Raw genomic sequence first — 25,578 nt, 5'->3', positions numbered from 1 at the left:
CAGCCCTCGCTGGCGTGTCGAAGATTCTTGTAAGACGAAGGACTGAATGTGTTATTGGATAAAACTGAGCTGTCGCTAACGGCGTTTATTCAGACTCGGATCTGGCTTGCCAACAAAGACGCGAATAACCAGCTTCTGAACCCAAGTACCGTAAGGGGGAGAGAACAGTTGAATCGGGAACCAACCGCGCATCTGCAATACTGAGCGGGCATGACTTAGCTCTCGAAAGCCCTCTTCCCCGTGATAATTACCGATACCTGAGTTACCCACGCCGCCAAACGGCACCGAGTGGTTAAGCACGTGCCAGCCCCAATCATTGATAGTGACACCGCCGCTATGAGTCTGCTCTAACACATGCTCACGTACAGCTTTATCGTGACTAAACAGGTAACATGCGAGTGGTCTTGGACGCTCTGTGATGTACTCAATCACATCGTCAATGTCTCGGTAGCCATGGACAGGCAGTAGCGGACCAAATATCTCTTCCTGACAAATACGCATGTTGGGAGATAGATTGGTCGCTACATAAAGCGGTGTTTTACGCCCTTCACCATCCGGTAAACATTGAGTAATGGTTGCGCCTTTTTGCTTGGCGTCTTCGAGCAGTTCCTTAAACCTTTGATGCTGAGCATCATCCACTAGCGAGGTGTAGTCAGCATTTCCCTTGATGTCACCGTACATTGCGATATGACTCTGCTTTAACGCCTCAACAAACTCGGTCACTTTAGACTCGGGGACAAACGCGTAATCAGGTGCAATACAGATCTGCCCAGAGTTAAAGCCTTTGCCATGAGCAATGCGGCTCGCTGCAGTTTGAATATCGTAATCATCAAACACAATAACCGGAGATTTACCACCGAGCTCAAGCGTGACCGGTGTTAGATTCGCAGCCGCATTGGCCATAATGAGTTTTCCACTGGCTGGCGAGCCGGTGAAAACCAGATGATCAAAAGGAAGATGTGAGATCTCCATGGCCTCAGGATGAGTACCATCGACGATTCGAACCAGATCCGTTGGGTAGATCTCTGCCAACATGCGCTTCAGCACCTTAGTGGTTGCCGGGCAGTTTGGAGGCATCTTGATCATGCATCGATTACCCGCCGCCAACGCGGTGACCATAGGACCGAGGGATAGATAGAGTGGGAAGTTCCAAGGGCAGATAATGCCAACCACCCCTTTAGGCTGATAACGGACCTCTAGCTTGTTGCCCTTGAAGAGCCACTCCGTCGGGCGACGCTGCGATTTCATCCAGCTTTTAAGGTGGCTTAACACGTGTTTGATATCGAGAACCGGCGCTAACACATCCGCCATGATGGATTCTGTATGGCTACGTCCGCCAAAATCGTCACTCATCGCCTCTGCCAACACATCTTGATAACGAGTCAATTGCGTTTTAAGAGCTTGTAAACGCTGCTTTCTTATCGCAAGACTTGGGTTTGTCTCTTGTTGATATGCCTGTTTAAGCTCGGAAAACCACGTCGATAATTCACTCAACTCTGGAGCGTTACATTCAACCAAGTTACTTTTTGACCAATCAATCATTTCGCTCATTTATTTTTCCCGCATGCCATTTTGCTCAATTACAACATTCTGATAACATCAATCACAGGTTGCATAGAGACAAAAAACGGTGATATTCGGACATTCGTCAGACATGAGGTGTCCGATTTTGAGCTATGTTGACGCTAACTTATTGAAACTACGTCAGTTCGAACGGGAGAATCAGCAATGCAGTACACGGCAGTCTACGAGCCCGATTTACAAGCGTGTGGGATTTTAGATCTTCAGCTTATGACTCGATATCTTGAGGGTAAAATGCCGTGCGAATCCTTGTTCGAAGGCACCCCACTGACCGCCGACCAACTCTACCAACCCGATACTAAAGTGACGATGGCGCAAAAGATGGCGATTTTCAGCAACGCCCTCTCACACGTTCATGAACCCGGTCTTGGTTTAAAGGTGGGTCAACAAGCAAGGTTCAGCGACTTTGGCGTATTGGGTTACGCCGTTTTTAGCAGCAATACTATGTTGGATGCCCTAATGATGGGCTTTAAATACTTGCGCTTAGCGGGACCTGTTTTAAAAAAGCAGATGTGGGTTGAAAACAACTTAGGGTATTTTCGAGCTGAGCAGCTCGTCGATCTCAGAGACTTACTGCCCTTCTTTTGCGAATATTGGTTTACTGCTATTCAAAACCTCTGTGAAGAAGTGATGCAGCAACCGTTCTCATCCAAACTGATTCGCTTTCCTTACCCAGAGCCAGAACACAGCGAGCTCTACAAAGAGATATTCCACTGCCCCGTTGAGTTCAATGCCGACTATCTTGAGTGGCAGTTTGACGCCACCACACTCTATGACCCACTCCCAGCCGCCAACACCATGACACTGCAAATGTGCCTTAAGTCATGTGATGAGCTGCTCGCGACGGTTCAGGGCTCCACCAGCCTTAATGAGAAGATCACTCAATTGTTTGTCGAGCGACTTGGCAACTATCCATCCATTGAAGCGCTCTCGTCAGAACTTGGCATGTCATCGCGCACACTGCGTCGCCATCTAAAGAACGAAGGTACCAGTTACCAACAACTGCTGGATGATGTCCGTTATCGACTCGCAAGGCACTATCTTCTGAATACGCAGATTACGATTGAAGAGATATCCGATCGTGTCGGCTTTTCTGATAGCGCCAACTTTCGACACGCATTCAAAAAATGGAGCGGCCACTCGCCAAAAGGGTTTAGGAACAGCCAAGACATGAGCAGTTAAATAGTACCTACAGACAATCGCCCAAAACCGCCATCTAACCCACTCATTTTCAAGTGATATCGCCTGTAATCTGAACAATTTGGCTTTGTTCTATGCGATACCGTACAAAACTCACTTTTTTGTATTGCAACGAAGTATTTGCCGTTCTAGCCTATAAACAGTTCAATACACTCAAAAGGAATTCTAGTGTCCCTTCTTCGTACAACTTTTGCACTATCGCTCCTTATGACCGCGACCGCTCACGCAAGCAATGTTCAATTTCTTGTTGGTGTCGACAACAACAAAGGCTTTGCCGGCGGCATTGAAGCCTTGGTCTACGACAACTTCATCATCGGCGGACAAGCCAACCTCGGCTCAACCGATGAAACTCAAACCCAAGGCGGCTCACTCCCAGATGTCCCCAACGCGACATTCACCCAAAAGAAGTCGTCCCAAGCCTACTCGCTCTACACTGGCTATCGATTTAAAGAAAACATGCTCGACGGGTTAACCGTAAAGCTGGGCATCAGCAAAACTAGCATTAACCTCAGCGAAGACGCATACAACTCATCTAATGAGTCAGCCGTGGTCTATGACATCAACGAAAGCAAATACCAACCCTTCGTCGGTCTGGGCTACCACATCAGCGAGCGAATCTCGCTTAACGTGCACGCGAACTTAGCGGGTATTGATACGATTGAGGTCGAAGGTGAGACGGTGAAGTCTGGGTTTGAGAGGACGACGTTGAGTTTTTTGGTTGGGTTTACTTTTTAGTCACTCGCAAATGTTGTCTTCTAAATGTCGGGGGAGCGAATTGCTTTACGTTGTGAATGAAGCGATCAGCTAATCTAACATGTTCACTTCATTCCAATGTTTATTTCTCGGCTACCATTCCGGCACAAGTAAGCGACTTTTAACACCGCGAATTTGCAAGCCCATAGCCTCAAAGACTTCTTCAAAGTCTTCACATTGCTTGGGCACATTCGGTAGAGAAAGCGACGCTTCCGTGAAGAACCGCTGCTTCAGGTGTGTCTCTTTCCCCCACGCTGATTCCCACCACGAGATGATCCTACGTTGCGACTCTACTAAACGGGATTTGCTTGGAAGCTTATCACTTTTCTCTAGGTTCTCTTTTGGAGTCGTAGGCAATAGATTCCACATATCATTGTTTGGCCAGTAAGCAAAAGGGAGACAATGATCAACATGATAGCCTTTGGTGAGTTTGCTATTACTCCAAACACTCGTCAATTTGGAGCCGGAGCTTTGCAGCTCATTTACACGCTTTCTCACATCAGACGTATCGTGGTCTTTGTCTAGCCATATCAAACCATCGTGATACGTTTGCAAAGTGATGTTCTTAGTTTGATTGAGTTCAAATCGTTTCATCACGCTAACCCACTGGTTAACGACCAGAGGTTCAATCCAAGAGTTATAGATTCGTAAGCACTCCCAGAGACTTTGATTTAAAACGAATGACCCGAAGCTGGAGAAGAAGTCCAGATCTAGGAAAATGCTCTCTGTTTTACGACGACGTGTTTTTGGCGGCAGCGTGGAAAACTCGTGGACAGGCGCTAAAGACGTGCCAGTGTAGATGTACTTGATTGGTCCATCTTTCATTGTCTTGATTGTCGACTGAAGAGTATTTTGAATAGCGAGCGCTTCTTCGCCTGTAAACCAAGCTCCTACCGCGAGATCATCGGCGGACAGATGTTTCAGCTTCTCCCACCCATTCTCGTCGATAAATCCAAGCCCCTTCTTACTATTACTGTTTTGCTGTAAGCCTTCTACATCGACCAATCTTTTATAAGCCTTGACCCAATATAGAGCGACCAACCCCAGCGGTATCTCCACTTGGTCATCACTTTTATCACAAACGCTTCCGGGATGCGCATCCGCAATTCGAAGCAGTACTCTCAATAATCCAAGCTTATACGTCGCACTCTTGTTGTCATTGACAATAATGTGTCGAACTTTATTCAAGTCCCCTGACCCATCATCGGGGAGGCTAAACACTACGGTCTGCCAGCGAACGCCAGTTCGATTCATACCATCTTCAGAATCTCGAACCTCTTTCACTAACAGAGCGGTATCTTTTGCGAACTGTTCAAGTTCGCCCACAGACACCTCGTAACCCACCCTACTATCATTAAATTCACCATGACGTAAGGTGATGACAAGCCGACCATTAGGGCTTAGCAGATTAGACAACTTCCGAAAAGCTCTCGCACGCGAACTCGGAGCCAAATGCATCCAAACAGCGCTGACAAGAATAAGATCGAAACGCACTCCCATACCTTGGACTTGATTCAAGCCAGGTAGCGCATCGTCTATCCAAGTGACTTCTGGTCCTGTATGAGATTGCCCAAGCTCACGGAGCTCCGGACATGGTTCTAATGCATACACATCAGCCCCTTTTTCACACATCCACTTAGCATCTCGACCAGAGCCAGCACCAACATCCAATACCATGTCACCAGACAAAGGCCAATGAGCCTTCCACGCACTATGAACACTCTCAAAATCAAGAGCGTTGTATTGTGCAGACAGGCTATTCGCATTTTCGCTGTAAAATGAAGTGGTTGAGGTCATTTTCGATACCGGTATTGAAACTAGATTTAGAGTAACGAGAAATGCAGGGTAATGCGAGTTTTGATTGTTCTGTTTGGTAAAGGACAACTATGATTTCTTTTTCAATAAATCGAGACTTAATGTGCTCTCGTTCATAGGTTTTCGCTAGCTCAACCTGCTCAATACTCCCTCTCTGTAATATCCATCTTATCCAACTCCAGAGACCTCGCTCTCGTGGTTTCAATACCTAATCTCGCCAGTTTTGATTTTTGAAACAGTATTTCAAATGAGATCGCCATCAAGAAATTAACCCATTTTTTGCCAATACCAATGGCCGCGATCACCTTTGTGGCCATTCACATGTGAAAGGAATTGATCATATAAGAACGGGTGTTAGTATTATTTCCATCAGCAACGGCTAAGGAAAGATATGTTAACTAGGTATTCTGCAAACCCAAGCGACGTGAAGACGTACACTACTCAGCAGCTTAAAGATGAGTTTTTGGTTGATGAGCTGTTCGAACCTTCTGCGATAAAGATTGTGTATAGCCATATTGATCGCACTGTCGCTATGGGGATTACCCCGACTGAAGAGCCATTGGTGCTACAAGATTGGATCAATAACAAATCGTTTGGCACAGAGTTCTTCCTAGAGCGACGCGAGCTAGGTCTCGCTTGTCTCTCTGGTTCTGTTTGCATTCAAGTGGATGGACAAACTTATGACTTGAACGCTTTGGACGTTCTTTATGTCGGTCTTGGTTCCAAGCATATTGAGATCACTCGAACCGATGGTGAGGCGTGCGTTTACGGGCTAAGCGCTCCTGCTCATAAAGCTCTACCAAGTAAATTAGTGAAACAGCAAGATGCCAAGGTTGTAGAGCTAGGCTCACTTGAGACTTCAAACCAACGCGTGATCAATCAATATCTGCATCCAGATGTTCTTGAAACATGCCAGCTTTGCCTCGGTATTACCCACCTCGCTCCTGGCAGCGTTTGGAATACTATGCCCGCGCATACTCATGAGCGCCGCATGGAGGCCTACCTATATTTCAACGTGAAACCTGAACAAGCTGTGTTCCATATGATGGGTGAGCCTACAGAAACTCGACACATCGTAGTTCGAGATAAGCAGTTAGTCCTATCTCCTAGCTGGTCTATTCACTCCGGCTGTGGGACACAAAATTATAGTTTTGTATGGGGAATGTTGGGCGAAAACCAAACATTCGACGATATGGACTTTATTCCAATGGATACATTGGCTTAATTGATAATAATAGGAAATTTAACATGAACAAGACTCTGAAAAATACTCTACTTACTTCTATCGTTGGTGCAGCGATTGGCTTCTCTTCCATGACGCTCGCAGCGACTGAGATTAAAGCGGCATTCAACCAGTCAGACAGCCATCCACAATACGCAGCATTGGCAGAGTTTGGTAAACAACTAGAGACTGCAACCGACGGCCGCTACAAAGTGACCATTTATCCAAACGCATTGCTTGGTGACCAACGAGCTTCGCTAGAGTTAGTTCAATCGGGTGCGGTACAAATGGCAGTTGTTGCTAACCCTCTGGTTGAAAACTATGACAATACCTTCACTGCTATCGGGATGCCATTTGCTTATACCGGCATTGAGCACCAAGAAAAAGTATTTACATCGGGCGTGTTGGATGACCTTTTTGCATCAACTAAGAAATTTGGATTTGAGGTATTAACAGCCTACACAGCGGGTTCACGTAATATCTACACCAAAAAGGATAACGTCAAAACAGTTGATGACATGGCTGGCCGTAAGATTCGCGTAATGCAATCGAACACTATGGTAGAGATGCTTAGCTGTATGGGCGGTACTGGCGTGCCTATGAGCCAAGGCGAAGTATACACAGCCGTTCAACAAGGCGTACTTGACGGTGGTGAGAACAACGAGATCACTTATGCGGATATGAAGCACTACGAAGTAGCACCATACTTTAGCAAGACTTCTCACCTAATGGTTCCTGACCTAGTCGTTATCAGCGATGATTTTATGAACTCTCTTCCGGCTGATGACCAAGCCACCATTCGCAAACTTGCTAAGGAATCTACGCTTGATGAATTTGCTAAGTGGAACGCAATGATTAGCGATGCTCGCGCGTTGGCAGAAGAGAACGGTGCAACCTTTATTGACGTAGACGTAAAACAGTTTCAAGACAGCTGTAAACCTCTACAAAACAAGCTAATCAAAACTGACGCGCAAAAAGCACTAACGAAAGCGATTGGTGAGCTTAGCTAATACCCCAAGTTGATTAAACGTTGTGGAGCTAGACATCAGTTTAGCTCCTGTTTCAGTGAGGAAACGACCAGTGGAAAAACTGCTTTTCTGGGCAGATAAAATTAAGTTCGCGATCGATTGGATCGTTGAACGAGCCTGTATTGCTATCATGGCGCTGCTCACCATTCTCGTCACTTATCAAGTTGTGACCCGATACGTTTTTGATAGCCCAAGCGCGATAAGTGAAGTGCTTTCTCGCTATATGTTTGTATGGCTAGTACTTATTGGTGGTGCCTATGTTTTCGGTCTCAGAGAGCATATGTCGATTAGCTATGTTCGTGACAAGTTCCCGCCACGAGTTGGCGTGTTGGTTGACATACTAACAGAGTGGGCGATTGCAATTTTTGCTTTTGTTGTTATGTGGCAAGGCGGCTATAAAGCGTCTGTCAGACAGATGTGGCAACAGGATTCTGCGCTAGAGATCCCTATGGGTATCATCTACTCAGCCATACCTATTGCAGGAGTACTAATTCTATTTTACTTCGCGATCAATCAGATAAAACTTATCAACACCTTTCAAAAACTTAAAGTAAAAGGATAGGCTCTCATGGATGCTGCAACACTTGCTGCGCTGATCATGTTCGGCGGCGCAATTTTCCTACTCATTTTGGGAGCACCGATCGGTATTAGTATTGGTCTTCCCTCTTTCGCTGCTATGTTGAGTATTCTGCCAATGGCAGGCGCTACGACGACCGCGGCTCAGCGAATGTTTACTGGCCTTGATAGCTTTGCACTACTAGCTATCCCCTTCTTTATTCTTGCCGGCAATATTATGAATAATGGCGGCATAGCGATAAGGCTGATCAACTGCTCACGTATTGTTACCGGTTACTTTCCGGGTGCGCTCGCCCAAACGAACGTCGTATCAAACATGTTGTTTGGCTCGATCAGTGGTTCTGGCGTTGCTTCTGCCGCTGCAATTGGCGGCATTATGAATCCGATCCAAAAGAAAGAGGGCTATGATTCGGCCTTTCGCACCGCAGTCAATATTGCGTCTGCTCCAACTGGTATGTTGATACCGCCAAGCAATACTTTAATTGTTTATGCGACTGTAGCTGGTTCTGTGTCAATCTCTGCTCTGTTTATGGGTGGATATCTACCGGGTCTTCTTTGGGGAGGTGGCGTTATGCTCATTGCAGGCATCATGGCCTACCGTCGTGGTTATATGACCAAGCACACGATGACCGTCATTGAGCGTATTAAGCTTCTGATCGATGCAGTCCCTAGTCTATCGCTTGTTGTCGTTGTGATTGGCGGTATTCTCGCAGGTATTTTCACGCCAACAGAAGCCTCTGCGATTGCGGTTGTATACTCCCTCGCATTGGGGTTTGCGTATAAAGCTCTCAAGGTTGAGCAACTTCCTGAGATCCTTCTTGCCACTGCAAAGCTGACGGCTATCGTTATCTTTATGATCGCTGCCTCTTCTGTAATGTCGTGGGTGATGGCATTTACTCAGATCCCAGGGGTCATCGCCGATACCCTACTGTCATTAACCGACAACCCAATAGTTATTCTACTCATTATTAATGTTGTCTTGCTGTTTGTGGGTACCTTTATGGATCCGACACCAGCCGTACTGATCTTTACCCCTATCTTCCTACCTATCTGTATGAACCTAGGTATGGATCCAGTTCAGTTTGGTATTCTTCTGGTATTCAACCTGTCCTTGGGAACCATTACACCTCCTGTTGGACCAATCCTATTTACAGGATGTAAGGTCAGCGATATCAAAATTGACCATGTAATCAAAACGCTGTTACCATTCTTTGCGGTGATCTTCTTGGTACTGATGGCCGTCACCTATATCCCAGCTATATCAATGACTATCCCTCAAATGATGGGCTTAGTGAAGTAAGGAACACGTACTTGGAAAAGACAGCAAGACAGGAATATAACGCCCCTGCACTAGAAAAAGGCTTAGACATTTTAGAACTACTAGCGAGTTCTGCGGAACCTATGTCTAAAAAAACAGATCGCACAAGTGCTAGGTCGTAGTGTCGGTGAAATTTTCCGAGTGCTGTCTGTTCTGGCTCGCCGTGGCTATGTCACCTTTTGTGAGGAAAGCGGCGAGTACACCTTCTCTATGCAGATGTTTACAGTCGCTAACCAATACCCACCTCAGTCACTACTACTGGATATTGCCAAGCCATTGATGAAAGAGCTGAGTGAGAAGGTAAACCAATCATGTCATATTTCATGTTACGACAGCCTAAATCTGGTTGTTGTCGCTCGAGAGGAAAGCCCATACAAAATGGGTTTTAGTTTGAAAGTTGGCGCGAAGCACGATGTTTGCTCATCTGGCTCAGGTATTGTGTTGCTCAGCTTTAGCTCTGAGCTTGAACGACAGAAAATTTTACAAAGAAGTAAGGCGACTGAAGAAGAACAATCAAGGGCAATGAAACTTACCTCTGATACGTACAAAAAAGGATTCTTTGTCGGCCCAAGTCCACAAATATCTGGCATAACCAATATCAGTGCCCCTATTTGTGTCAATGACCAGTTTTTAGCCGTGTTGACTGTACCTTATGTTACTTTGGACTCCGAAGCAGTTCATCATGCCGTTGATAGTATTGATACAACAAGAAACGAACTGGTCAAAGTGTGTAAAACCATCAGCTCAAAACTAACCCCAAGTAAGCTTGCTTAAGTCAGACAAGAGAGAAAGCCCATTACATTGGGCCTTCAAGCAATGAGACATAGCGATCATACTCTATAAGGTCTATGTCTCCATCAGGTTCATATCACAGCGATTAGTAGCCAAGTTCCTTTTAATATAATGATACGCCCGCCAATAATTAAAAACCCCACCTAGAAAAAACAGAAAACTCCCAACTAAAAATTGCCAGGTCAAATAATTAGCAAGCTGAATCGACTCGTCAGGCATTCCGCCTTCCCAAAGCCCTGGAAATGAACCAACAGCAAATAGCACGCTGCCCACGATAAACGTCACCGCTGTCAAGTTGGTGAGCTGCCCCTCAGTGCCACCAGCACTACTGGTATCAGCAACGATGTTGACGCTGGCTCCGATAACAAAAAGCGTACTGCCAATAATGAACATCAACGCGCTGTGTGCAGAGTAGCTCTCATCGATAAACGAAAACACTCGACCCGCGACAAACATCAAGGTGCCAAGCAAGTAGATGTAGGAGGCTGTGTATTCCAGTTGCTTTCTCGACAAGTTGGAGGATGTTTTGTGCCAATAACGGTGGACGTCATAAAGATCGTGGACATTAACGATCAGGTAACAGAGCGAACCGGCAAAGAAGATCCATTGTCCGAGCGTCGAGTAACTTTGAAAGCTTGGGAACAGTAATACGCTACCAACTAGGAAGAATAATCCACCAAACTTGTATAAGACCGCATTGAGCGTTTCCCATTTAAACTGGGTTTTAGCACTAGCGTCGTTATCCGTCAGGTGATGAATTCGTTTGCGGTTGGTGAAAAGGTGCGCCATGTCGTTAGCCAAGTGGTGGGGGTCATACTAATAAGAAGGGTATCACAGCGCTGAATTTCAACTTTATCGGGTTTGTATGATCACTTCCTCAGTAGTGAGAACACGTATAGCGCTAACTTCGACTAGTCCTGCGGGCAAGTGCAGGGTCATTCTACTTGAACAAGTAGTATCTATAGCCGACGCGACTACCAATGGAAATTCCCCCCAAACAAGGTACAATCCGTGCTCAATTTTCTATGACCCTACGGCCTTTAATATGCACTCTCCCCAACACTGCTTTAACCGATTTGATGTTGCTATCGAAGGCTACGAGTTACCAGAACAATTTACGTTTCCGTTCTACTACACTCCGCATCCACTGTGTGTACTAGCAGCAAACCAGCTCCAGCAGTATCTGCAAACACAAACCGACTTCACTCATGATTTTGGAATAGACGATGAAAACCAAGGTCGAGGAAAGATGTTCGGTGTTCTATTGGTACAGAACTTACAAGGCGAGATCGGATTTTTGAGTGCTTTTTCTGGCAAGATTGCAGATCAGAATCTCTTACCAGGATTTGTGCCACCTGTTTTCGACATGCTCACCGAAGACGGTTTTTTCCGCGAAGAGACTAATGCCATCACGAAAGCACTAGCGACCTATAAGACCTTTGCCAACGCGCCTGAAATCACAATCCTCAAAGAGCAAATCACTACCGAGCGCGCCGCTTACCAACAAGAAGAGCAAGCACATCGCGATATCATGATTGAAGGTCGTGCCAGTCGCAAGCGACAGCGAAAAGAGGCGCAGCAAACCCTCAGTGGCGAAGAGCTTCAAATCTTGCTAGACGAACTCGGCAAGCAAAGCGTCGCCGAGAAAAACACACTCAAATACCTAAAGCTTAAGTGGGAAGAGAAACTCGCCGTCAAAGAGCAGCGACTAGAAGAGATTGAGACTAATCTCGTAAAGCTTAGAGATCACCACAAAGCGCTATCTAACGCTCTACAGCATAAACTTCACAAGCAGTATCGCTTCTTAAATCAACGTGGAGAGACGTGCGATTTGGTTGATATCTTCGCAGCGACCACAACCCCGATTCCACCGGCTGGTGCAGGCGAATGCGCGGCGCCAAAGCTGCTTCAATATGCCTACAAGCACGGTTTTAAACCCTTAGCTCTGGCTGAGTTTTGGTGGGGCGCATCGCCAAAGTCAGAGATCCGCAAGCACGGCAGTTTTTACCCATCATGTAATAACAAATGCCAACCTATCTTAGGGCACATGCTGCAGGGCCTAAACGTCGAGCCTAATCCGCTTGAACAGAACTGGGCGGAAGACAAAGAGTTGGAAATCGTGTTCCAGGATGAGGCTATGGTGGTCATCAATAAACCATCTGGCCTTCTTTCGGTGCCAGGCAAAACCATTAAAGACTCAGCCTATACTCGTCTACAAGCTCTATTCCCCGATGTTGAAGGCCCATATGTGATTCACCGCCTCGACATGGCGACATCCGGATTACTTGTCTTCGCCTTGACCAAGCGCGCCAACAAGAGCCTGCAAAAGCAGTTCATTACTCGCGGTGTACAAAAACGCTATGTCACAATGTTAGAAGGTGAACTGACTCAGACTGAAGGTGATATTTCGCTACCAATGCGCGGCGATCCTGATGATCGTCCAAGACAACTGGTATGTTACGAACATGGCAAGCCAGCAGAGACCCATTGGGAGTTGATTGAAGTGCGTGATGGCCGAAGCAAGGTGTACATGTACCCGAAAACAGGCCGAACTCATCAACTACGCGTTCACAGTGCTCATCATCTTGGCTTGAATATGCCAATGGTTGGAGACACACTTTATGGGGAGAAGGCTGATCGATTGCATTTGCATGCTGAGCAGTTGGAACTTGACCATCCTTATACGAAGGAACGTTTGGTATTTCAGGTCGATAGTGAGTTTTAAGGTGGGTTAGTTTTACCCCTAATGATGTACCTTACATCTTTAGGGGCTGCATTTTGAAGTAAAAGACCATACAACGAAAAAGCCCCAGCATTTCTGCTGGGGCTTAAAATTTGGCGGTGAGTGAGAGATTCGAACTCTCGATACGTTGCCGTATACACACTTTCCAGGCGTGCTCCTTCAGCCACTCGGACAACTCACCGTATTTTGATTTGGTTAGCGCTGTTGGCTAACGGGGTGGTAATTTAATGATTCCGCCCCGCTTGGTCAACCCTAAAAGGGAAAAAAGGTGCGCTTTTTTAATTGTTTGCTTACTTTGTGATTAATTCGATCAAATGATCGGCAAATCATGCGCTTTGGTAGTAACCAGGTACGCGGAACCAGCGGCGGCATAGGTCTAGGAAGTAGCCGTATAGTACACCCATACCACAAGACACAACTGCGTTACTCGAAACTGCGGTAATGATTTGGTCTGTTGATGCACCTACCGTAAACAAGATCGCTGCGTAGACTGGTGACTGGAATGCTACGTAAGCCACTAGGTCAGCGAATGCTTTCATAGGGCCAGACGTTGACACTTTCGCACCTTGGCGAAGCGCCCAGTCGCGGAATACTCCGTAAGGCCATGCGATGGCGATGTTCACAGGGATAGACAACAAACGTGATGCCAATGACTGTTCGAAGGTCATGCCTGAGACAAGCACTTCAATCAACATACCAGACACAAAACAGAACACGACCATTGCAAAAGTATCAGCAGCCGCGTTACGAATACAGAAAGGAGCTTTCGGTTTCACTTACAATCTCACAGGACAATAAACTAACATTAAATCGAATATCGACTCATATGACTGGATATCTTTCTCCATCCAGATTAGGGCGCTATTAGACCACCTTATTAGTAGTTTTACATTCCGTATTTTAAACCAAGAAGTAAATTAATCACCAGTTTTGGCATTCAAAGTAGTGAAACTCGCTATTTGTTGTAGTTTTATTACAAACATAACCCTAAAGCCCTTAAAGTCAGCGGGTTATCGGCTCAAAGTTGTAGGTTTGCTACACGTAAATTGAAGTTGTCACAAGAGAAGCTGGGTGAGAATAGAAGTTAGGATGCTGATTGGCGCATAGTGCTCGCTTTGTAGCACTATGCTTCGGTGTAAGGGCTTTGATTTAGAGGCGCTGATGTCAGGTTAAAGCGTTAGCTGCCAATAGAAGTCACGTTACTGCGTTTACCATCGGTAAACTGGAACAGTTTATTGGCAAACTGATAAAGAGCATCGTCCAAGATGCGTTCGTCGATAGGTTTACCGACGATGAAATCGGCACCCGCGCCCATCATGCGTTCGCGAGTCTCTTTAAAGACATCGGCGGTACAACCAAAGATGAGTGTGTCTTTTTCTCTGCCGGGCATGTTACGAATACCGGCTATCGCTTCTACCCCATCCATCACTGGCATATGGTTATCCATGAGGATGAGATCATAGCTTTGCGTGGCCACCGCTTTGAGCGCCTCTTCACCATTGACCACCGAGTATGTGATAAAGCCTTTGCGCTTCATAAAGGTGTCGATGATGATGGTGTTGGTGCGGTTATCTTCAACGATGAGTGCTTTGAGGCCTCGATAGTCAAGCTTACGTTCAATATGAACATCGAGCTGTTTTGGCTCACAGCTTTCGAGCTTCACGGTGACTTCAAACTCAGAACCAATGCCTTCTTGGCTGTTGAGTTTGATATCCCCGCCCATTACAGACGCGATCTCTTTAACGATAGCAAGACCTAATCCAGTTCCCCCAAATCGACGAGTCGTGCTCGACTCGGCTTGCTCGAAAGGCTTGAAGATACGTGCTTGTGCTTCTGGTGAGATGCCGATACCCGTGTCTCTCACACGGATGGTCAGTGTATTAGCGCTATGCCTGACTTCTTCAGACAAGAACACCTCAATGGTGCCTTGCGAGGTAAACTTCACGGCGTTATTAAGAAGGTTAAAGAGAATCTGACGCAGACGCGCCTTATCGCCCATATACCAACGCTCATCGTCCACCTCTGAGTAGACGCTAAATTTAAGGCCTTTCTCGTTACATAGGGTGTGATACACACTGTGCATACTGCCTATGATGGAGTTTAGTGGGAATGGGTGGCTATCGAGCTCAATATGCCCTTGCTCAATCTTCGAGTAGTCCAGAATTTCATTGAGCAGCGACATCATGTGATCGCCTGAATCGTAAAGGGTTTTTAGATGCTTTCTCTGTTCAACAGACAGATCGGTTTTTAATAGGATCTGCGCGGTGCCCAGTACTCCATTCATTGGCGTTCGGATCTCGTGAGAAAGCGTTGCCAAGAAAGCGGTTTTGGCTTTGGTTGAAGCTTGCGCCTTCATCCGTTCTTGGTCGAGGTAGACGGTTTTCTGGTTGAAACTGTCTATGAGGTAGCGAATCTCATCGGGGCTTTTGTAGTTAATATCGATGCTGCCGCTGTGACGCGAATCATCCACTTCTTTGGCAATGACGGCGATAGGCTTAATCAGGTATTGATTGATGAGGTAATAGCCAAACATCAAACACAGAATCATCACCGGGACGATGGCATATTCAACGCCCATTACGATATCAAACACCTCATCTGCCACCAGCCTTCTGGCGTTGACCACCTCTAGACTCCAGTTGAAGTCACCGAAGTTTAGCTGACTGATATAGATATCGCGTTCGACGCGAAAGTTGTGCTCGGTAATGACTTGGTTGTTGGCATCACGAACAATCACGCCAAGGTCGTGCTCGCGCGCTTTGCCTTTTACGAAGCTGATCAGGTTCTCTAGGGACAAGTCGACAGTGGCAACACCGGCAAATTTGCTATCGAGATAATAAGGCGCTGAGGCTGTGATCATCTGAACATGGGTATAGGGATCCACATACACTTCTGACCATGTAATGGTATTGGTTGGCTTATCTTTTACCGAGGTATACCAAGGCTCAACGTGATAGCCTGCCGCTTCTGGATTGTTCCAGAGATCAATCTTGTCGACCTCTCCATCTGCGGTTCGGTTATAGAACAAGCTCGAGAGCTTCTCGTTGGGGTCAATGGAGTATGGCTCTGGCCAAATGCCGCCACTAACGGCAATGCCATCGTTGAGCTTAAATACTTGGCGAAGTGCTTGGTCTAGGGCATTGCGGTCTTCAATAGACTCTCCCATGGCGACAATGCTTTTTAGAACGCCTAAAGAGCTATGCAAGGGAGAAGAGATTTCAGCGGCGAGGAACTCACTTCGGATATCGAGGTTTTGCTCAAGCTTGGCGCGGACAGGCGATTCCACAACCCAATAGGTAATGCTACCAAAGATGGCAATAAACAAGGCTAAGTAAACTGCCAGAGCGATGATGCTTTTCTTTTTCAGCGACTCTTTAATAACCATAGCGTGCGAAGTGTGTCCTTTTCTTCGTGTGGAACAAGACCATGCTAGGTAATTATGGTCTAGCTTGTTACTATACCCAAGTAATTCTCAATTCAGCCCTAACGGTAAAGCATTTTGGAACTAAAAGACATACTTTCCCTTCCTGAGCTAGAAGGAAAACTGCTAAATAACGCGCAGACTCAAGGCTTTGTGACTTCTATGGCATCTGCCCCGCACACTTTGCCACCTGAAGAATGGCTACCGTTTTTATGGGGTGGAGAAGAAGTTGCGCCGTTTACTTCGGGCGAGCAATTAGAGAGCTATGCTCAAGCGGTCATTACCCTTTGGAATGAATACCGCCCTGCTCTTCTTGATGGCGAATGGCAATGGCCTGAAGGCTGTGGTTTGGATGAAGAAGAGATCGTGACTCAAGAGACTAAAGATTTCTGTGAGGGTGTGCTTCAAGGCTGGCAACTTGCTCGTGATGACTGGGAAACTCTAATGCCGGAGAACAGCGAAGATAACGCGCTGCTTGGCGGTGTGCTTCTTTCTCTGAGCATGTTGTTCGATCCAGAGACATCTATTGCGACACTGCAAGCGCAAGGTATCGAAGGTCTAGAGCAGTTTAATGAGATTTTCGCCGCTGTTCCTATGATGCTTTGCGGTATCACTCAAAAAGGCGCGGTCTTGGCAGAGCAGCAATAAGCTCATCGCTAGATAACGACCTAAATAGTAAGGGCCCCTACCATGATTGGCAGGGGCCCTTTTTTCGCCAACGTTGTTGTTATTCTTTTTAAAGCGCTAAATCATTCGCTAGAAGCAATAAAGTAAAAAAACGATAAAGTTAAAAACGATAACCCATGGACACGATAAGCTGATTCCAGTTTAGGAAGCTATATTCCGCCATGAGGTTCCATTCTTTCTGGTAACCAAAGTCATACACTTCAGCAAGCGACATGTTGGAGGTGTGCTTACTTTTCAAATCTACATCAAACTGTAACTCATTTGCGAGCACACCGAGGTCTGACAAGCTCCCCGTAATGTTCTGTTCGATACTCTGATACTGATAACCCACCAACAACGCAAGCTTGCCGTATGGTTTGTGATGTGTGGTGGATGTGTGTAAGTGGTCCCCTTAGTGAGACCACTTAACATAATTGGAGCGTTTACAAGGATTAGAACGCTTCAGTGAAGTTGAAGTAGAACGCTGCGCCGTGCCTTCCCATACCTAGGTCAAGACGAATGTTCATTCTTGGTTGCAGCTCATAACGATAGCCGACACCATAAGAAAGAATCGCATGACCCGAGAGATCTTCAACCAAGTCACCAATCGAACCAACGCCTGCCCATGCTGTCATACCATGGTTAGATAGAACGCCTGAATCGCGACGGAAAGTATGTCGGTACTCGGCGGTGACCTCAGCAGCAACCTTGTCACGATACTGACCTTGATAGTAGCCACGCATAGAGTTAGCGCCGCCTATCTCTGGCATATCGTAGTAAGGAATATCACCAAACGCTTGTTGGTAGTGTGCTAACACTGCAAGTACTCGACCTTCCACAAAGCTGTGAAATTTACGATACTCAACATCCAATTTCTGATATTCAGCCTGACTGCCTAGCGCTTCGCTAAACGCGAGTACTTCTGTGCGAAACATAGAACCACTCCAGGCGTTGACAGCAACATCGCGGCTATCGTATTGAATGCTACCACCGATACCCCACGTAAATGGTTTGTCTTTGAACTTATTGAAGTTCTCGTCTAGTAACGCGGAGTCTGGCTCGCTCGTTGGGCTAAAGTAATTCACCTTAAGCGCAGGCCCCGCAAACCAGTTACCTGCAATTCGATAGATCAAGTTGCCTTGGTAATTGTTTACTGTTGCTTCGTACTGGGTGACATCGCCAAACTCAAAATCTTGAGCAGCGTCGTAGCCTATTCCCCAATAGTGTTTACCTTGTGAGCCAGCAGTCCAGTTGCCCTTGAATTGGATATCGTTGTCATTCCAATACAAGTCGTGGTTTGCACGCACGCCATAGCCAACTTCGGAATCCACATAGTTACCAATGACAAACGCAGAGACACTAGAGCGCTGCAACTCGGACTGTGAGCGATCGGTTTTAAACGAATACAAACCACCAACCGCTACCAGCAAGCCTTGCTCTGGTGTATATGCAGGTCCGCCCAAGAAGCTGAACATCGGTAGTCCATTGATCTCTTGGTAGTACTTTTTCGCATAGCGAAGATCGTCAATCGCTTTTTGATCGCGGGTTTCTTGATCTTTGAGCGTATCAATGGCGACCTCGTATTCTTCGAGGCGAGCATTGGCTTGCTGTAGATCGCTCTCATACTGCATCGCTTCCTTAGTGATAGGAAGAGAAGAGTGTGAGGTTGACACTGATGTATTGGCAGCAAGCACCACTGAACTTGAAAAGATCGCAGTGACAATGGAAACCGACAACAGACTAACGCGCATGGCATGATTACCTTAAAAAATGAATGAACGTTCATTCACAATTGCTATAAAACGCGCGCATAATATACAGGATGGGCATCCGTATCAATAAATATTTTTAAGTGTAACGATAATTTTCATTGATGAGGCGAATGTTGCTCTAGTACAAAAAGCTCGAGCTCTCTTCTTTATGCCTCTTCCCAACGAAACGTATCAATGCGCTCGTCTGCGATATAAAAAAGCTTAGCACCTGGTTTAAGCTCTAAATCGAGTTCTGGGTTGAGCACAATGCCCTCACCCACATCGACGGCAATCAAGGTCGCTTGATAATCAGCCTTCATCCACTGGAACAGAGCATTCACTGTTGTGGGGTTAGAACTGGTTGGGTAGATAACGGAATACTGAGTCATTCCACGTGTGGAACTGAGTAGCTCTTGATGCAGCGCACTGGAGCCGGGATCGACCGCGGCTTTTGCGAGCATCTCAGCGCCTACCGCTGGAATACACTCAGAGTTCGGACAGTGTTGATGAAGCAAATCGCTAAGCGCCTCGTCTTTAAAGTAAACCAGCAAATGGGCATCTGGATTACGATTCGCGCAGTAGAGTGCTGCCGATAAGGTAATATCGTCTTCAGGGTTATCGATAAGAATGCAGCTGGCCGACTCGATGTTGGTCTTTTCCATCTCGCGACCATCGGTGTAGCTATTTACCTTCACGAACGAAATCTCTCCGGGCAGCGGGTTCTCAATGTCTGAGCGGCTGCAAAGAACGATGGGACGTCTGCCAGTCTCTTCGTGTTGAAGCATACGGATAAGGTGAATGGTTCGTTGTCCATTCCAACCCAACATCAAAATATGGTTTTCCACTCTTACTTTCCTTTTTCCGAGTTGACCGGCGCGCCAAGAATCCAAACCTAATGCGGCTACTCGCCCTAAAAGGGCAGCAAACAACATCAAACCACCAGGTATTACAAAGAGAATCGCGACCCATCGCCCTGCTTCTGTCGAGGGAGAAAGATCGCCGTAGCCGACCGTCGATGCGGTCACCACGATGAAGTAGATGAACTGTGAGATAGGCAAAGTGAGGTCTGCTTCACCACTTAACCAGAGCAGAGCCCAAGAGATCACGGCATAGAGCAGCAACGCTATAATCAGCGTTCGAAACTTGAGCTCAAACAAATGACTGTGAAGCCACTTGCGAAGTTGAATCCAGATAACCACGACTGTCCTTGTGCCTGTTGTTTTCTGTATTAATCATATACGAAAAAACCAGCCCTAAGGCTGGTTTTGTGTGTTCTACGCTGGATTATTTATTAATCAATCAGCGATTTACGCATTACCTTTTACTTTGATTTGCAGTTGCTCTGCAAAATCTAGCATGCGGTTTAGCGGAATCAGTGACTTCACGCGTAGCGCTTCGTCAACGAAGATTTCATGCTCTTCGCCGCCATCTTTCAGCGCTTTCTCAATCGCTTTAAGACCGTTCATTGCCATCCAAGGACAATGAGCGCAGCTGCGGCACGTCGCACCGTTGCCTGCTGTTGGCGCTTCAATCAACTCTTTCTCAGGAACCAACTGCTGCATCTTAAAGAAGATACCTTTGTCGGTTGCTACGATAAGCTGTTTGTTCGGTAGCTCTTTTGCTGCTTTGATAAGCTGGCTGGTTGAGCCTACGGCGTCTGCCAGTTCTACCACGCTTGCTGGTGATTCTGGGTGCACCAAAATCGCGGCATCTGGGTAAACAGACTTCATATCGCGCAATGCTTTCGAGGAGAACTCGTCGTGTACGATACACTCGCCTTGCCACAGCAACATGTCTGCACCGGTTTGGTTAGCGATGTACGAACCTAGGTGACGGTCTGGGCCCCAAATGATTGGCTTGTCTTCCGCGTCTAGGTGTTCAACGATCTCAAGGGCGATGCTTGACGTTACGACCCAATCTGCACGCGCTTTTACCGCAGCAGACGTATTAGCGTAAACCACGACAGTGTGGTCTGGGTGCGCGTCACAAAACTCAGAGAACTTGTCTGCTGGACAACCAAGGTCAAGTGAACACTCAGCTTCTAACGTAGGCATTAGAATGCGCTTTTCAGGCGTTAGAATTTTTGCCGATTCGCCCATGAAGCGAACGCCAGCAATAATAAGTGTTGATGCGTCGTGGCGATTACCAAATTTCGCCATTTCTAGCGAGTCACCCACAAATCCGCCCGTCTCTTCAGCAAGGGCTTGGATCTCTGGATCGGTGTAATAGTGCGCAATCAGAACCGCGTCTTTTTCTTCTAATAGCGATTTGATACTTGCAATGTATTGCTGCTTCTCGTCATTCGTTAACGGAACAGGCTTAGGGGGAAACGGATATACCGTATCAATTGAGTCTAAGATGTGGCTCATAGCGGTTGCTCTATGCTACTTCCAAATAGTCCGAGCATTGTACACTCATCTGACATTGAGAACAAAGGCGCTGCCAACTTAATCGACCAAAGTTGAATAGAAAGTGGGCTAAAGGGGCGAAGGAGTTGATAGTTTGCCCCGGGAACGGAATTTGTTGTCGTAGGGAGTTAGGGTTTGGTGCGCGTGGGGGTAGATTCCTGCCTGCGTAGGCGCACGGCTAGTGGAATGACGACTATTTTGGGGTTGGTGCTTGTTGCTGAGTGAAGGGGTGGTACGCGTGGGAGGTAGATTCCTGTCTGCACAGGAATGACGACTATTTTAGGGTTGGTGTGCGTGGGAGTAGATTCATGCCTGCGCAGGCGCACGGCTAGTGGAATGACGAACATTTTGAGTTTGGTAGCGCTAATAAGATGGTCAAAGCGATCATTTATTTAAAAAGGATCGTCACCCCTGCGCAGGCAGGGGTCTTCTCGAAGCGCGTTAGGAACTCAAGGACTCACCTACCCCAACGCCACTTCTTTACAAATTAGACTGCGCCACCTTAGCAGAAGAGCTACCAGGATACTCGCTGATCACTTGCTCGTAATACTGCTTAGCAACGTCCGCTTTGTTGCCGCGTTTTGCCAAGTCACCCAGCTTAACTAGCGCATCAGCGCGCTTGTTTGAATCTTTAAATTCTAGCACCGCTTTAAAGCTCTTCTCTGCTTCCGCGTCTTGACGCTTGGCGAAGTAAAGCTGACCTAGCCAGTAGTGGCTGTTTGGTGTGAAGGTAGACTCTGGGAAATCAACTTGGAACTGTTTAAAGGCTGCAATAGCGCCTTGGTAGTCACGCTTTTTAAGGATAAGGTCAACGGCGTTTTGATACGCAGTTTGCTCATCGACGTTGGTAGTGAACTTACCGTCTGTTTTGCCGCCTTCTTTAGCGACAGGAACTGCAACAGCGGCAGCACCCGATTGAGAGCGAAGTTTATCGATCTCAATAAAGAGTTCGCGTTGACGCTGAAGCATCTGCTCCATGTCATAAGTATTGCGTTCTAGCTGACCACGTAATGTCGCGATTTCTTGCGTCATTTCGTCGAGTTGTTGCTGCATTTGCAGTTGTACTCGGTTGCGGTTTTGCAATAGGCGCTCTAGGCGCTGAACGTCGGTTTCGTTAGCAGCAGATGCCGCTGTAATGGAGGCAGCGGTTGCCGAAGAAGATGTTGCACTCAAGTCGGTAACCGGAGCTTGTGCAGCAAGTGCAGCACTTGCCGTTCCGGCTAGTAACGTAAGCGTAACAACGCGCTTAATGTTACTTTTCATAAAGGTAGGGTCCTTAACTGCCGAGCCCTAAAACGACAATGTTGCAGCGCGAACGCTGCAACATTTCAATCTTGGGCAGATTGGATTAGTAAACTAGTACTGCGCGACGGTTTTTCGCGTACGCGTCTTCAGATTGACCTAGTACTAGTGGCTTCTCTTCACCGTAGCTTACGATAGAGATTTGGTCTGCTTGTACACCAAGAGCTTGGATGTACTTAGCAACAGCGTTAGCACGACGCTCGCCTAGTGCGATGTTGTACTCAGGCGTACCGCGCTCATCAGCGTGACCTTCGATAGTTACTTTTAGAGACACGTCTTTGCTTAGGTAAGCTGCGTGTGCTGCAAGCATATCTTCGTAGTCGCCAGCGATAGTAGAGTTATCAAATGCAAAGTAAATCGTTTGGTTTTCACGAAGTGCTTTTTCTTTTAGCTCTTGCTCAGATAGCTGTGCATTCTCATCAATTGGTGTAGCAACTGTAGTTTCTTGTTGCGCTTGGTTGTTAGTCTCTGCACCTGTAGATGACGCAGCGTCGTCGCTTGAGCTACATGCCGTCATTGCAAGAACTGGCAGTGCGATTAGCAACCCCTTAAAAACTTTGTTTAATTGCATTGTTATTTCCTTAACCTAAAAAATTTAATTGCTATAAAAACGGTGACCAAGCCGGTGCTCTAACGCGACCGTTTGTAGCCGGTAATCTAGCTTTAAATCGTCCATCGATGGATACCATAGAAAGGACGTTAGTTTTGTTATAAATGGAACTGTATATCACCATGCCACCATTCGGTGCGATGCTTGGTGATTCATCGAGCAGCGTTTTCGTGAGGATCTGTACCGAGCCAGTTTCTAAATCTTGCTTAGCAAGATTAAAACCAGAGTTAGAACGATTAACCATCACTAGGTAACGACCATCAGGGGTGATCTGCCCACCGAGGTTTTGGCTACCTTGCCACGTGATTCGTTTAGTTTTACCGTCAGACAAATTTACTTCATAAATCTGAGGGTTACCACCCCTATCCGACGTAAAAATAAGGGAATTGCCGTCTGGTTTCCAGTACGGTTCCGTATTATTTGATCGACCACTTGTAATTTGACGCAGTTTTCTGGTTTCCAGATTTAGCGTATATACATGCAGTTGCCCAGTCTTCGACAAGGTGATTGCGAGAGACTTCCCATCCGGAGAGAATCTTGGCGCACCATTGTGACGAGGGAATGACGTTACCTTTTCACGTTTACCTGTGTAGATATTCATGATGAAGATTTCAGCCTGGCCATTTTGGAAGCTTACATAAGCGAGCTTTTTACCATCTGGTGACCATGCTGGTGACATAAGTGGCTGTTTTGAACGAAGTACTAGCTTTTCGTTGTAGCCATCATAGTCAGCAATGCGCATCTGGTACGGGAATTCATCGTTGTCTTTTACAACGACGTAAGCGATACGCGTCAAGAATGCGCCGCGATCGCCCGTTAGCTCTTCATAGACTAAGTCTGAGATACGGTGCGCGTATTCACGCATGCGCGGGCCAGGTACCGTAGCTTTCTTCTTAAACAGAACATGGTCGTTCGATAGGACAAGTTGACCATCGTCGCTCAGTGCTTTTGATTTGCCACCCGTCAACTGACCACGTACCACATCAACCAGCTGGTAGCTGATTTCGTAGTTGCCTTCAGCATTTTTTACGATGCTGCCCGTTAACAGTGAATCGACACCCATCGACGTCCAAGCTTCAAAATTGATCGCGGATGCGTCGTAAGGTGTTTGTGGCATTTTGCTGGTCGCCACTGGGCTAAACTTACCGCTGCGCTGTAAGTCTGATGAGATCACTGCCGATACATCGTGTGGCAATTTGCCCTCACCTTCCCATTTGAAAGGAACGATAGCGATAGGACGAGCCGAATCGATACCATCGGTGATCACAAGTTCTAATGCAGCGTTAGCCGTTTGAGCAAGCATGCTCATCACCAACGCCATTCCTAGGAATATTCGCTTAATCACAGGTGTTTCCTTATAACTGTGGCTTATACGTCAAGTTAATGTTCTTTAGCTGAGCATTAACTTCAGGAAATTCTGAAAGGGGAAATGAACGAACCTGTGATATCGCACTCTTAGTGGCGTTACACAGTCTCGAATCGCCCTCGATTACTTTCACTGCCCCTGCAATGGCACCATCGCCAGCAGGGATCAGCTGTAAATTGACTCGGCACTCTTTACCGCGAAAACTCGAATCGGTGAGGATGTGCTGCTGAATCAGCTGCTTATAAATCTCACCCATTTTCGCAAGCTCAATATCTACCTGGTTCGAACGCGCTGCAGAGTTGTTCTGCGCTTCGCTTTCTAGCCCTGAAAAGATATCGTTAAGTGCCGCTTCTTGTTCTTTACGTTCGCGCTCAATGCGTTCAAGACGCTCTTGCTCTTGACGTGCCTTCTCTGCCGCTTCTGCCGCCGCTTTCTCTTTGGCGATGCGCTCTTGTTCTGCACGCTCAGCGGCTTCTTTTTCGCGCTGCGCTTTTTCTTGTGCTTCTTTGATTGCTCGCTCTTTCTCTAAGCGCTCTTGCTCTGCTTTCGCGATAGCCGCTTCTTGAGCAACACGTTTTTGCTCAGCAATACGGATGGCTTCTTCTTTTGCTTTACGCTCTGCTTCTGCCTTCTCTGCACGCTCTTTTTCAACCTTGCGGCGCTGCTCTGCCTCACGCGCGGCTTGAGCATCCTTCGCTTGCTGCTCTTTCAGCTTACGAATGCGCTCTTCTTCTGCTTTGCGGTTTTTCTCCAGTTGCTCGCTTTCACGACGAAGCTTGTCGAGGCGGTCTTGCTCTTTCTTAGCAGCGGTTTCACGCTGCTTACGGATTTCCGCCGCTTGCTGGCGCACCTTCGCAGGATCAATCACAACGGCTTGCACCATGCCAGTAGGCTCTGATTTCGTCATATTAAAATCAGTGCCCCACAGCAGAGCCACGATCAAGAGTGCGTGAGCAAACAAAGAGATCGCAATCGGCTTTCCGTAGCTGTTTCTGTTGTTCTTATTGCTTTTCATACGGCTGCGAC

22 protein-coding genes and 1 tRNA gene are annotated in these 25,578 nt (G+C 46.8%); 9 read left to right on the top strand and 14 right to left on the bottom strand.

From position 1 onward, the window contains the following. Window positions 1-75 precede the first annotated feature (75 nt). On the bottom strand, window positions 76-1,542 hold the full coding sequence (locus tag AC6I8U_RS05835) for a coniferyl aldehyde dehydrogenase (protein ID WP_498018322.1): 1,467 nt from the start codon (window positions 1,540-1,542) through the stop codon (window positions 76-78). A gap of 186 nt (window positions 1,543-1,728) precedes the next feature. On the opposite strand from AC6I8U_RS05835, the gene AC6I8U_RS05830 reads away from it, so the two are divergent. Beyond that, window positions 1,729-2,763, top strand: a complete 1,035-nt coding sequence (locus AC6I8U_RS05830; protein WP_498017970.1) for an AraC family transcriptional regulator — start codon at window positions 1,729-1,731, stop codon at window positions 2,761-2,763. 186 nt (window positions 2,764-2,949) lie between these two features. Next, entirely contained in the window at window positions 2,950-3,516 is a 567-nt protein-coding gene (locus AC6I8U_RS05825; protein ID WP_042472157.1) for an outer membrane beta-barrel protein, read from the top strand. Window positions 3,517-3,627: 111 nt separating this feature from the next. On the opposite strand, the gene AC6I8U_RS05820 is transcribed toward AC6I8U_RS05825, so the two are convergent. Beyond that, the gene (locus tag AC6I8U_RS05820; protein ID WP_498017969.1) at window positions 3,628-5,331 is read right to left on the bottom strand and encodes a class I SAM-dependent methyltransferase; all 1,704 of its coding nucleotides are present in this window, start codon (window positions 5,329-5,331) and stop codon (window positions 3,628-3,630) included. Between the two features lie 409 nt (window positions 5,332-5,740). Here AC6I8U_RS05820 and kduI point away from each other — a divergent pair, with 409 nt between their 5' ends. The 5 genes from kduI to AC6I8U_RS05795 all read left to right on the top strand — a co-directional run bounded on the left by kduI (window position 5,741) and on the right by AC6I8U_RS05795 (window position 10,267). Continuing rightward, window positions 5,741-6,574, top strand: coding sequence for a 5-dehydro-4-deoxy-D-glucuronate isomerase (gene kduI, locus AC6I8U_RS05815; RefSeq protein ID WP_498017968.1), 834 nt, complete (start codon window positions 5,741-5,743; stop codon window positions 6,572-6,574). A gap of 23 nt (window positions 6,575-6,597) precedes the next feature. Beyond that, window positions 6,598-7,581: a TRAP transporter substrate-binding protein gene (locus AC6I8U_RS05810; protein ID WP_498017967.1), complete on the top strand. Its 984-nt coding sequence runs from the start codon at window positions 6,598-6,600 to the stop codon at window positions 7,579-7,581. Between the two features lie 70 nt (window positions 7,582-7,651). Continuing rightward, window positions 7,652-8,161, top strand: coding sequence for a TRAP transporter small permease (locus AC6I8U_RS05805; RefSeq protein ID WP_498017966.1), 510 nt, complete (start codon window positions 7,652-7,654; stop codon window positions 8,159-8,161). A 6-nt stretch (window positions 8,162-8,167) separates the two neighbouring features. Continuing rightward, window positions 8,168-9,475, top strand: coding sequence for a TRAP transporter large permease (locus AC6I8U_RS05800; RefSeq protein ID WP_498017965.1), 1,308 nt, complete (start codon window positions 8,168-8,170; stop codon window positions 9,473-9,475). Window positions 9,476-9,601: 126 nt separating this feature from the next. Then, the gene (locus AC6I8U_RS05795; RefSeq protein ID WP_498017964.1) at window positions 9,602-10,267 is read left to right on the top strand and encodes an IclR family transcriptional regulator; all 666 of its coding nucleotides are present in this window, start codon (window positions 9,602-9,604) and stop codon (window positions 10,265-10,267) included. A 72-nt stretch (window positions 10,268-10,339) separates the two neighbouring features. Here AC6I8U_RS05795 and AC6I8U_RS05790 read toward each other — a convergent pair whose 3' ends face one another. Next, window positions 10,340-11,074, bottom strand: coding sequence for a YrhK family protein (locus AC6I8U_RS05790; RefSeq protein ID WP_498017963.1), 735 nt, complete (start codon window positions 11,072-11,074; stop codon window positions 10,340-10,342). Between the two features lie 256 nt (window positions 11,075-11,330). Here AC6I8U_RS05790 and AC6I8U_RS05785 point away from each other — a divergent pair, with 256 nt between their 5' ends. Further along, entirely contained in the window at window positions 11,331-13,010 is a 1,680-nt protein-coding gene (locus AC6I8U_RS05785; protein WP_498017962.1) for an RluA family pseudouridine synthase, read from the top strand. Window positions 13,011-13,121: 111 nt separating this feature from the next. Here the strand turns inward: AC6I8U_RS05785 and AC6I8U_RS05780 are convergent. The 3 genes from AC6I8U_RS05780 to AC6I8U_RS05770 form a co-directional block, all read right to left on the bottom strand. Beyond that, window positions 13,122-13,209, bottom strand: a tRNA-Ser gene (locus AC6I8U_RS05780). Window positions 13,210-13,354: 145 nt separating this feature from the next. Further along, complete coding sequence (locus tag AC6I8U_RS05775; RefSeq protein WP_128650480.1) at window positions 13,355-13,804, bottom strand: L-alanine exporter AlaE; 450 nt, start codon at window positions 13,802-13,804, stop codon at window positions 13,355-13,357. A gap of 401 nt (window positions 13,805-14,205) precedes the next feature. Next, entirely contained in the window at window positions 14,206-16,413 is a 2,208-nt protein-coding gene (locus AC6I8U_RS05770; protein ID WP_498017961.1) for a hybrid sensor histidine kinase/response regulator, read from the bottom strand. Between the two features lie 114 nt (window positions 16,414-16,527). On the opposite strand from AC6I8U_RS05770, the gene AC6I8U_RS05765 reads away from it, so the two are divergent. Next, window positions 16,528-17,097, top strand: coding sequence for a UPF0149 family protein (locus AC6I8U_RS05765; protein WP_234495603.1), 570 nt, complete (start codon window positions 16,528-16,530; stop codon window positions 17,095-17,097). A gap of 139 nt (window positions 17,098-17,236) precedes the next feature. Here AC6I8U_RS05765 and AC6I8U_RS05760 read toward each other — a convergent pair whose 3' ends face one another. From AC6I8U_RS05760 to tolA, 8 genes are all read right to left on the bottom strand, one after another. Continuing rightward, the gene (locus AC6I8U_RS05760) at window positions 17,237-17,467 is read right to left on the bottom strand and encodes a hypothetical protein (RefSeq protein WP_498017960.1); all 231 of its coding nucleotides are present in this window, start codon (window positions 17,465-17,467) and stop codon (window positions 17,237-17,239) included. 100 nt (window positions 17,468-17,567) lie between these two features. After that, window positions 17,568-18,866: a BamA/TamA family outer membrane protein gene (locus tag AC6I8U_RS05755; RefSeq protein ID WP_498017959.1), complete on the bottom strand. Its 1,299-nt coding sequence runs from the start codon at window positions 18,864-18,866 to the stop codon at window positions 17,568-17,570. Between the two features lie 167 nt (window positions 18,867-19,033). Beyond that, window positions 19,034-20,023: a potassium channel family protein gene (locus AC6I8U_RS05750; protein WP_498018321.1), complete on the bottom strand. Its 990-nt coding sequence runs from the start codon at window positions 20,021-20,023 to the stop codon at window positions 19,034-19,036. Window positions 20,024-20,173: 150 nt separating this feature from the next. Beyond that, window positions 20,174-21,235, bottom strand: a complete 1,062-nt coding sequence (gene nadA / locus AC6I8U_RS05745) for a quinolinate synthase NadA (RefSeq protein ID WP_252011750.1) — start codon at window positions 21,233-21,235, stop codon at window positions 20,174-20,176. 519 nt (window positions 21,236-21,754) lie between these two features. Further along, on the bottom strand, window positions 21,755-22,537 hold the full coding sequence (ybgF, locus tag AC6I8U_RS05740; RefSeq protein WP_234495598.1) for a tol-pal system protein YbgF: 783 nt from the start codon (window positions 22,535-22,537) through the stop codon (window positions 21,755-21,757). A gap of 85 nt (window positions 22,538-22,622) precedes the next feature. Beyond that, a complete protein-coding gene (gene pal, locus AC6I8U_RS05735) occupies window positions 22,623-23,147 on the bottom strand; it encodes a peptidoglycan-associated lipoprotein Pal (RefSeq protein ID WP_042472015.1) in 525 nt (174 codons plus the stop codon). 31 nt (window positions 23,148-23,178) lie between these two features. Further along, window positions 23,179-24,507 carry a Tol-Pal system beta propeller repeat protein TolB gene (tolB, locus tag AC6I8U_RS05730; protein WP_498018320.1) on the bottom strand — a complete coding sequence of 443 codons (1,329 nt, stop codon included), beginning with the start codon at window positions 24,505-24,507 and terminating at the stop codon, window positions 23,179-23,181. A 34-nt stretch (window positions 24,508-24,541) separates the two neighbouring features. Then, window positions 24,542-25,567, bottom strand: coding sequence for a cell envelope integrity protein TolA (tolA, locus tag AC6I8U_RS05725; protein WP_498017958.1), 1,026 nt, complete (start codon window positions 25,565-25,567; stop codon window positions 24,542-24,544). Window positions 25,568-25,578: the final 11 nt, after the last annotated feature.

Source organism: Vibrio sp. KUL80 (genome assembly GCF_059725495.1).
This window is presented reverse-complemented; position numbering and strand designations above follow the sequence as displayed.

What these genes read in the sequence shown, in the direction of transcription:
- AC6I8U_RS05790 (WP_498017963.1), bottom strand. Translation starts at nt 11,074, where the DNA reads ATGGCGCACCTTTTCACCAACCGCAAACGAATTCATCACCTGACGGAT.
- AC6I8U_RS05785 (WP_498017962.1), top strand. Translation starts at nt 11,331, where the DNA reads ATGCACTCTCCCCAACACTGCTTTAACCGATTTGATGTTGCTATCGAA.
- AC6I8U_RS05835 (WP_498018322.1), bottom strand. Translation starts at nt 1,542, where the DNA reads ATGATTGATTGGTCAAAAAGTAACTTGGTTGAATGTAACGCTCCAGAG.
- AC6I8U_RS05755 (WP_498017959.1), bottom strand. Translation starts at nt 18,866, where the DNA reads ATGCGCGTTAGTCTGTTGTCGGTTTCCATTGTCACTGCGATCTTTTCA.
- AC6I8U_RS05810 (WP_498017967.1), top strand. Translation starts at nt 6,598, where the DNA reads ATGAACAAGACTCTGAAAAATACTCTACTTACTTCTATCGTTGGTGCA.
- kduI (WP_498017968.1), top strand. Translation starts at nt 5,741, where the DNA reads ATGTTAACTAGGTATTCTGCAAACCCAAGCGACGTGAAGACGTACACT.
- tolB (WP_498018320.1), bottom strand. Translation starts at nt 24,507, where the DNA reads ATGGCGTTGGTGATGAGCATGCTTGCTCAAACGGCTAACGCTGCATTA.
- ybgF (WP_234495598.1), bottom strand. Translation starts at nt 22,537, where the DNA reads ATGAAAAGTAACATTAAGCGCGTTGTTACGCTTACGTTACTAGCCGGA.
- pal (WP_042472015.1), bottom strand. Translation starts at nt 23,147, where the DNA reads ATGCAATTAAACAAAGTTTTTAAGGGGTTGCTAATCGCACTGCCAGTT.
- AC6I8U_RS05820 (WP_498017969.1), bottom strand. Translation starts at nt 5,331, where the DNA reads ATGACCTCAACCACTTCATTTTACAGCGAAAATGCGAATAGCCTGTCT.
- tolA (WP_498017958.1), bottom strand. Translation starts at nt 25,567, where the DNA reads ATGAAAAGCAATAAGAACAACAGAAACAGCTACGGAAAGCCGATTGCG.
- AC6I8U_RS05830 (WP_498017970.1), top strand. Translation starts at nt 1,729, where the DNA reads ATGCAGTACACGGCAGTCTACGAGCCCGATTTACAAGCGTGTGGGATT.
- nadA (WP_252011750.1), bottom strand. Translation starts at nt 21,235, where the DNA reads ATGAGCCACATCTTAGACTCAATTGATACGGTATATCCGTTTCCCCCT.
- AC6I8U_RS05770 (WP_498017961.1), bottom strand. Translation starts at nt 16,413, where the DNA reads ATGGTTATTAAAGAGTCGCTGAAAAAGAAAAGCATCATCGCTCTGGCA.
- AC6I8U_RS05800 (WP_498017965.1), top strand. Translation starts at nt 8,168, where the DNA reads ATGGATGCTGCAACACTTGCTGCGCTGATCATGTTCGGCGGCGCAATT.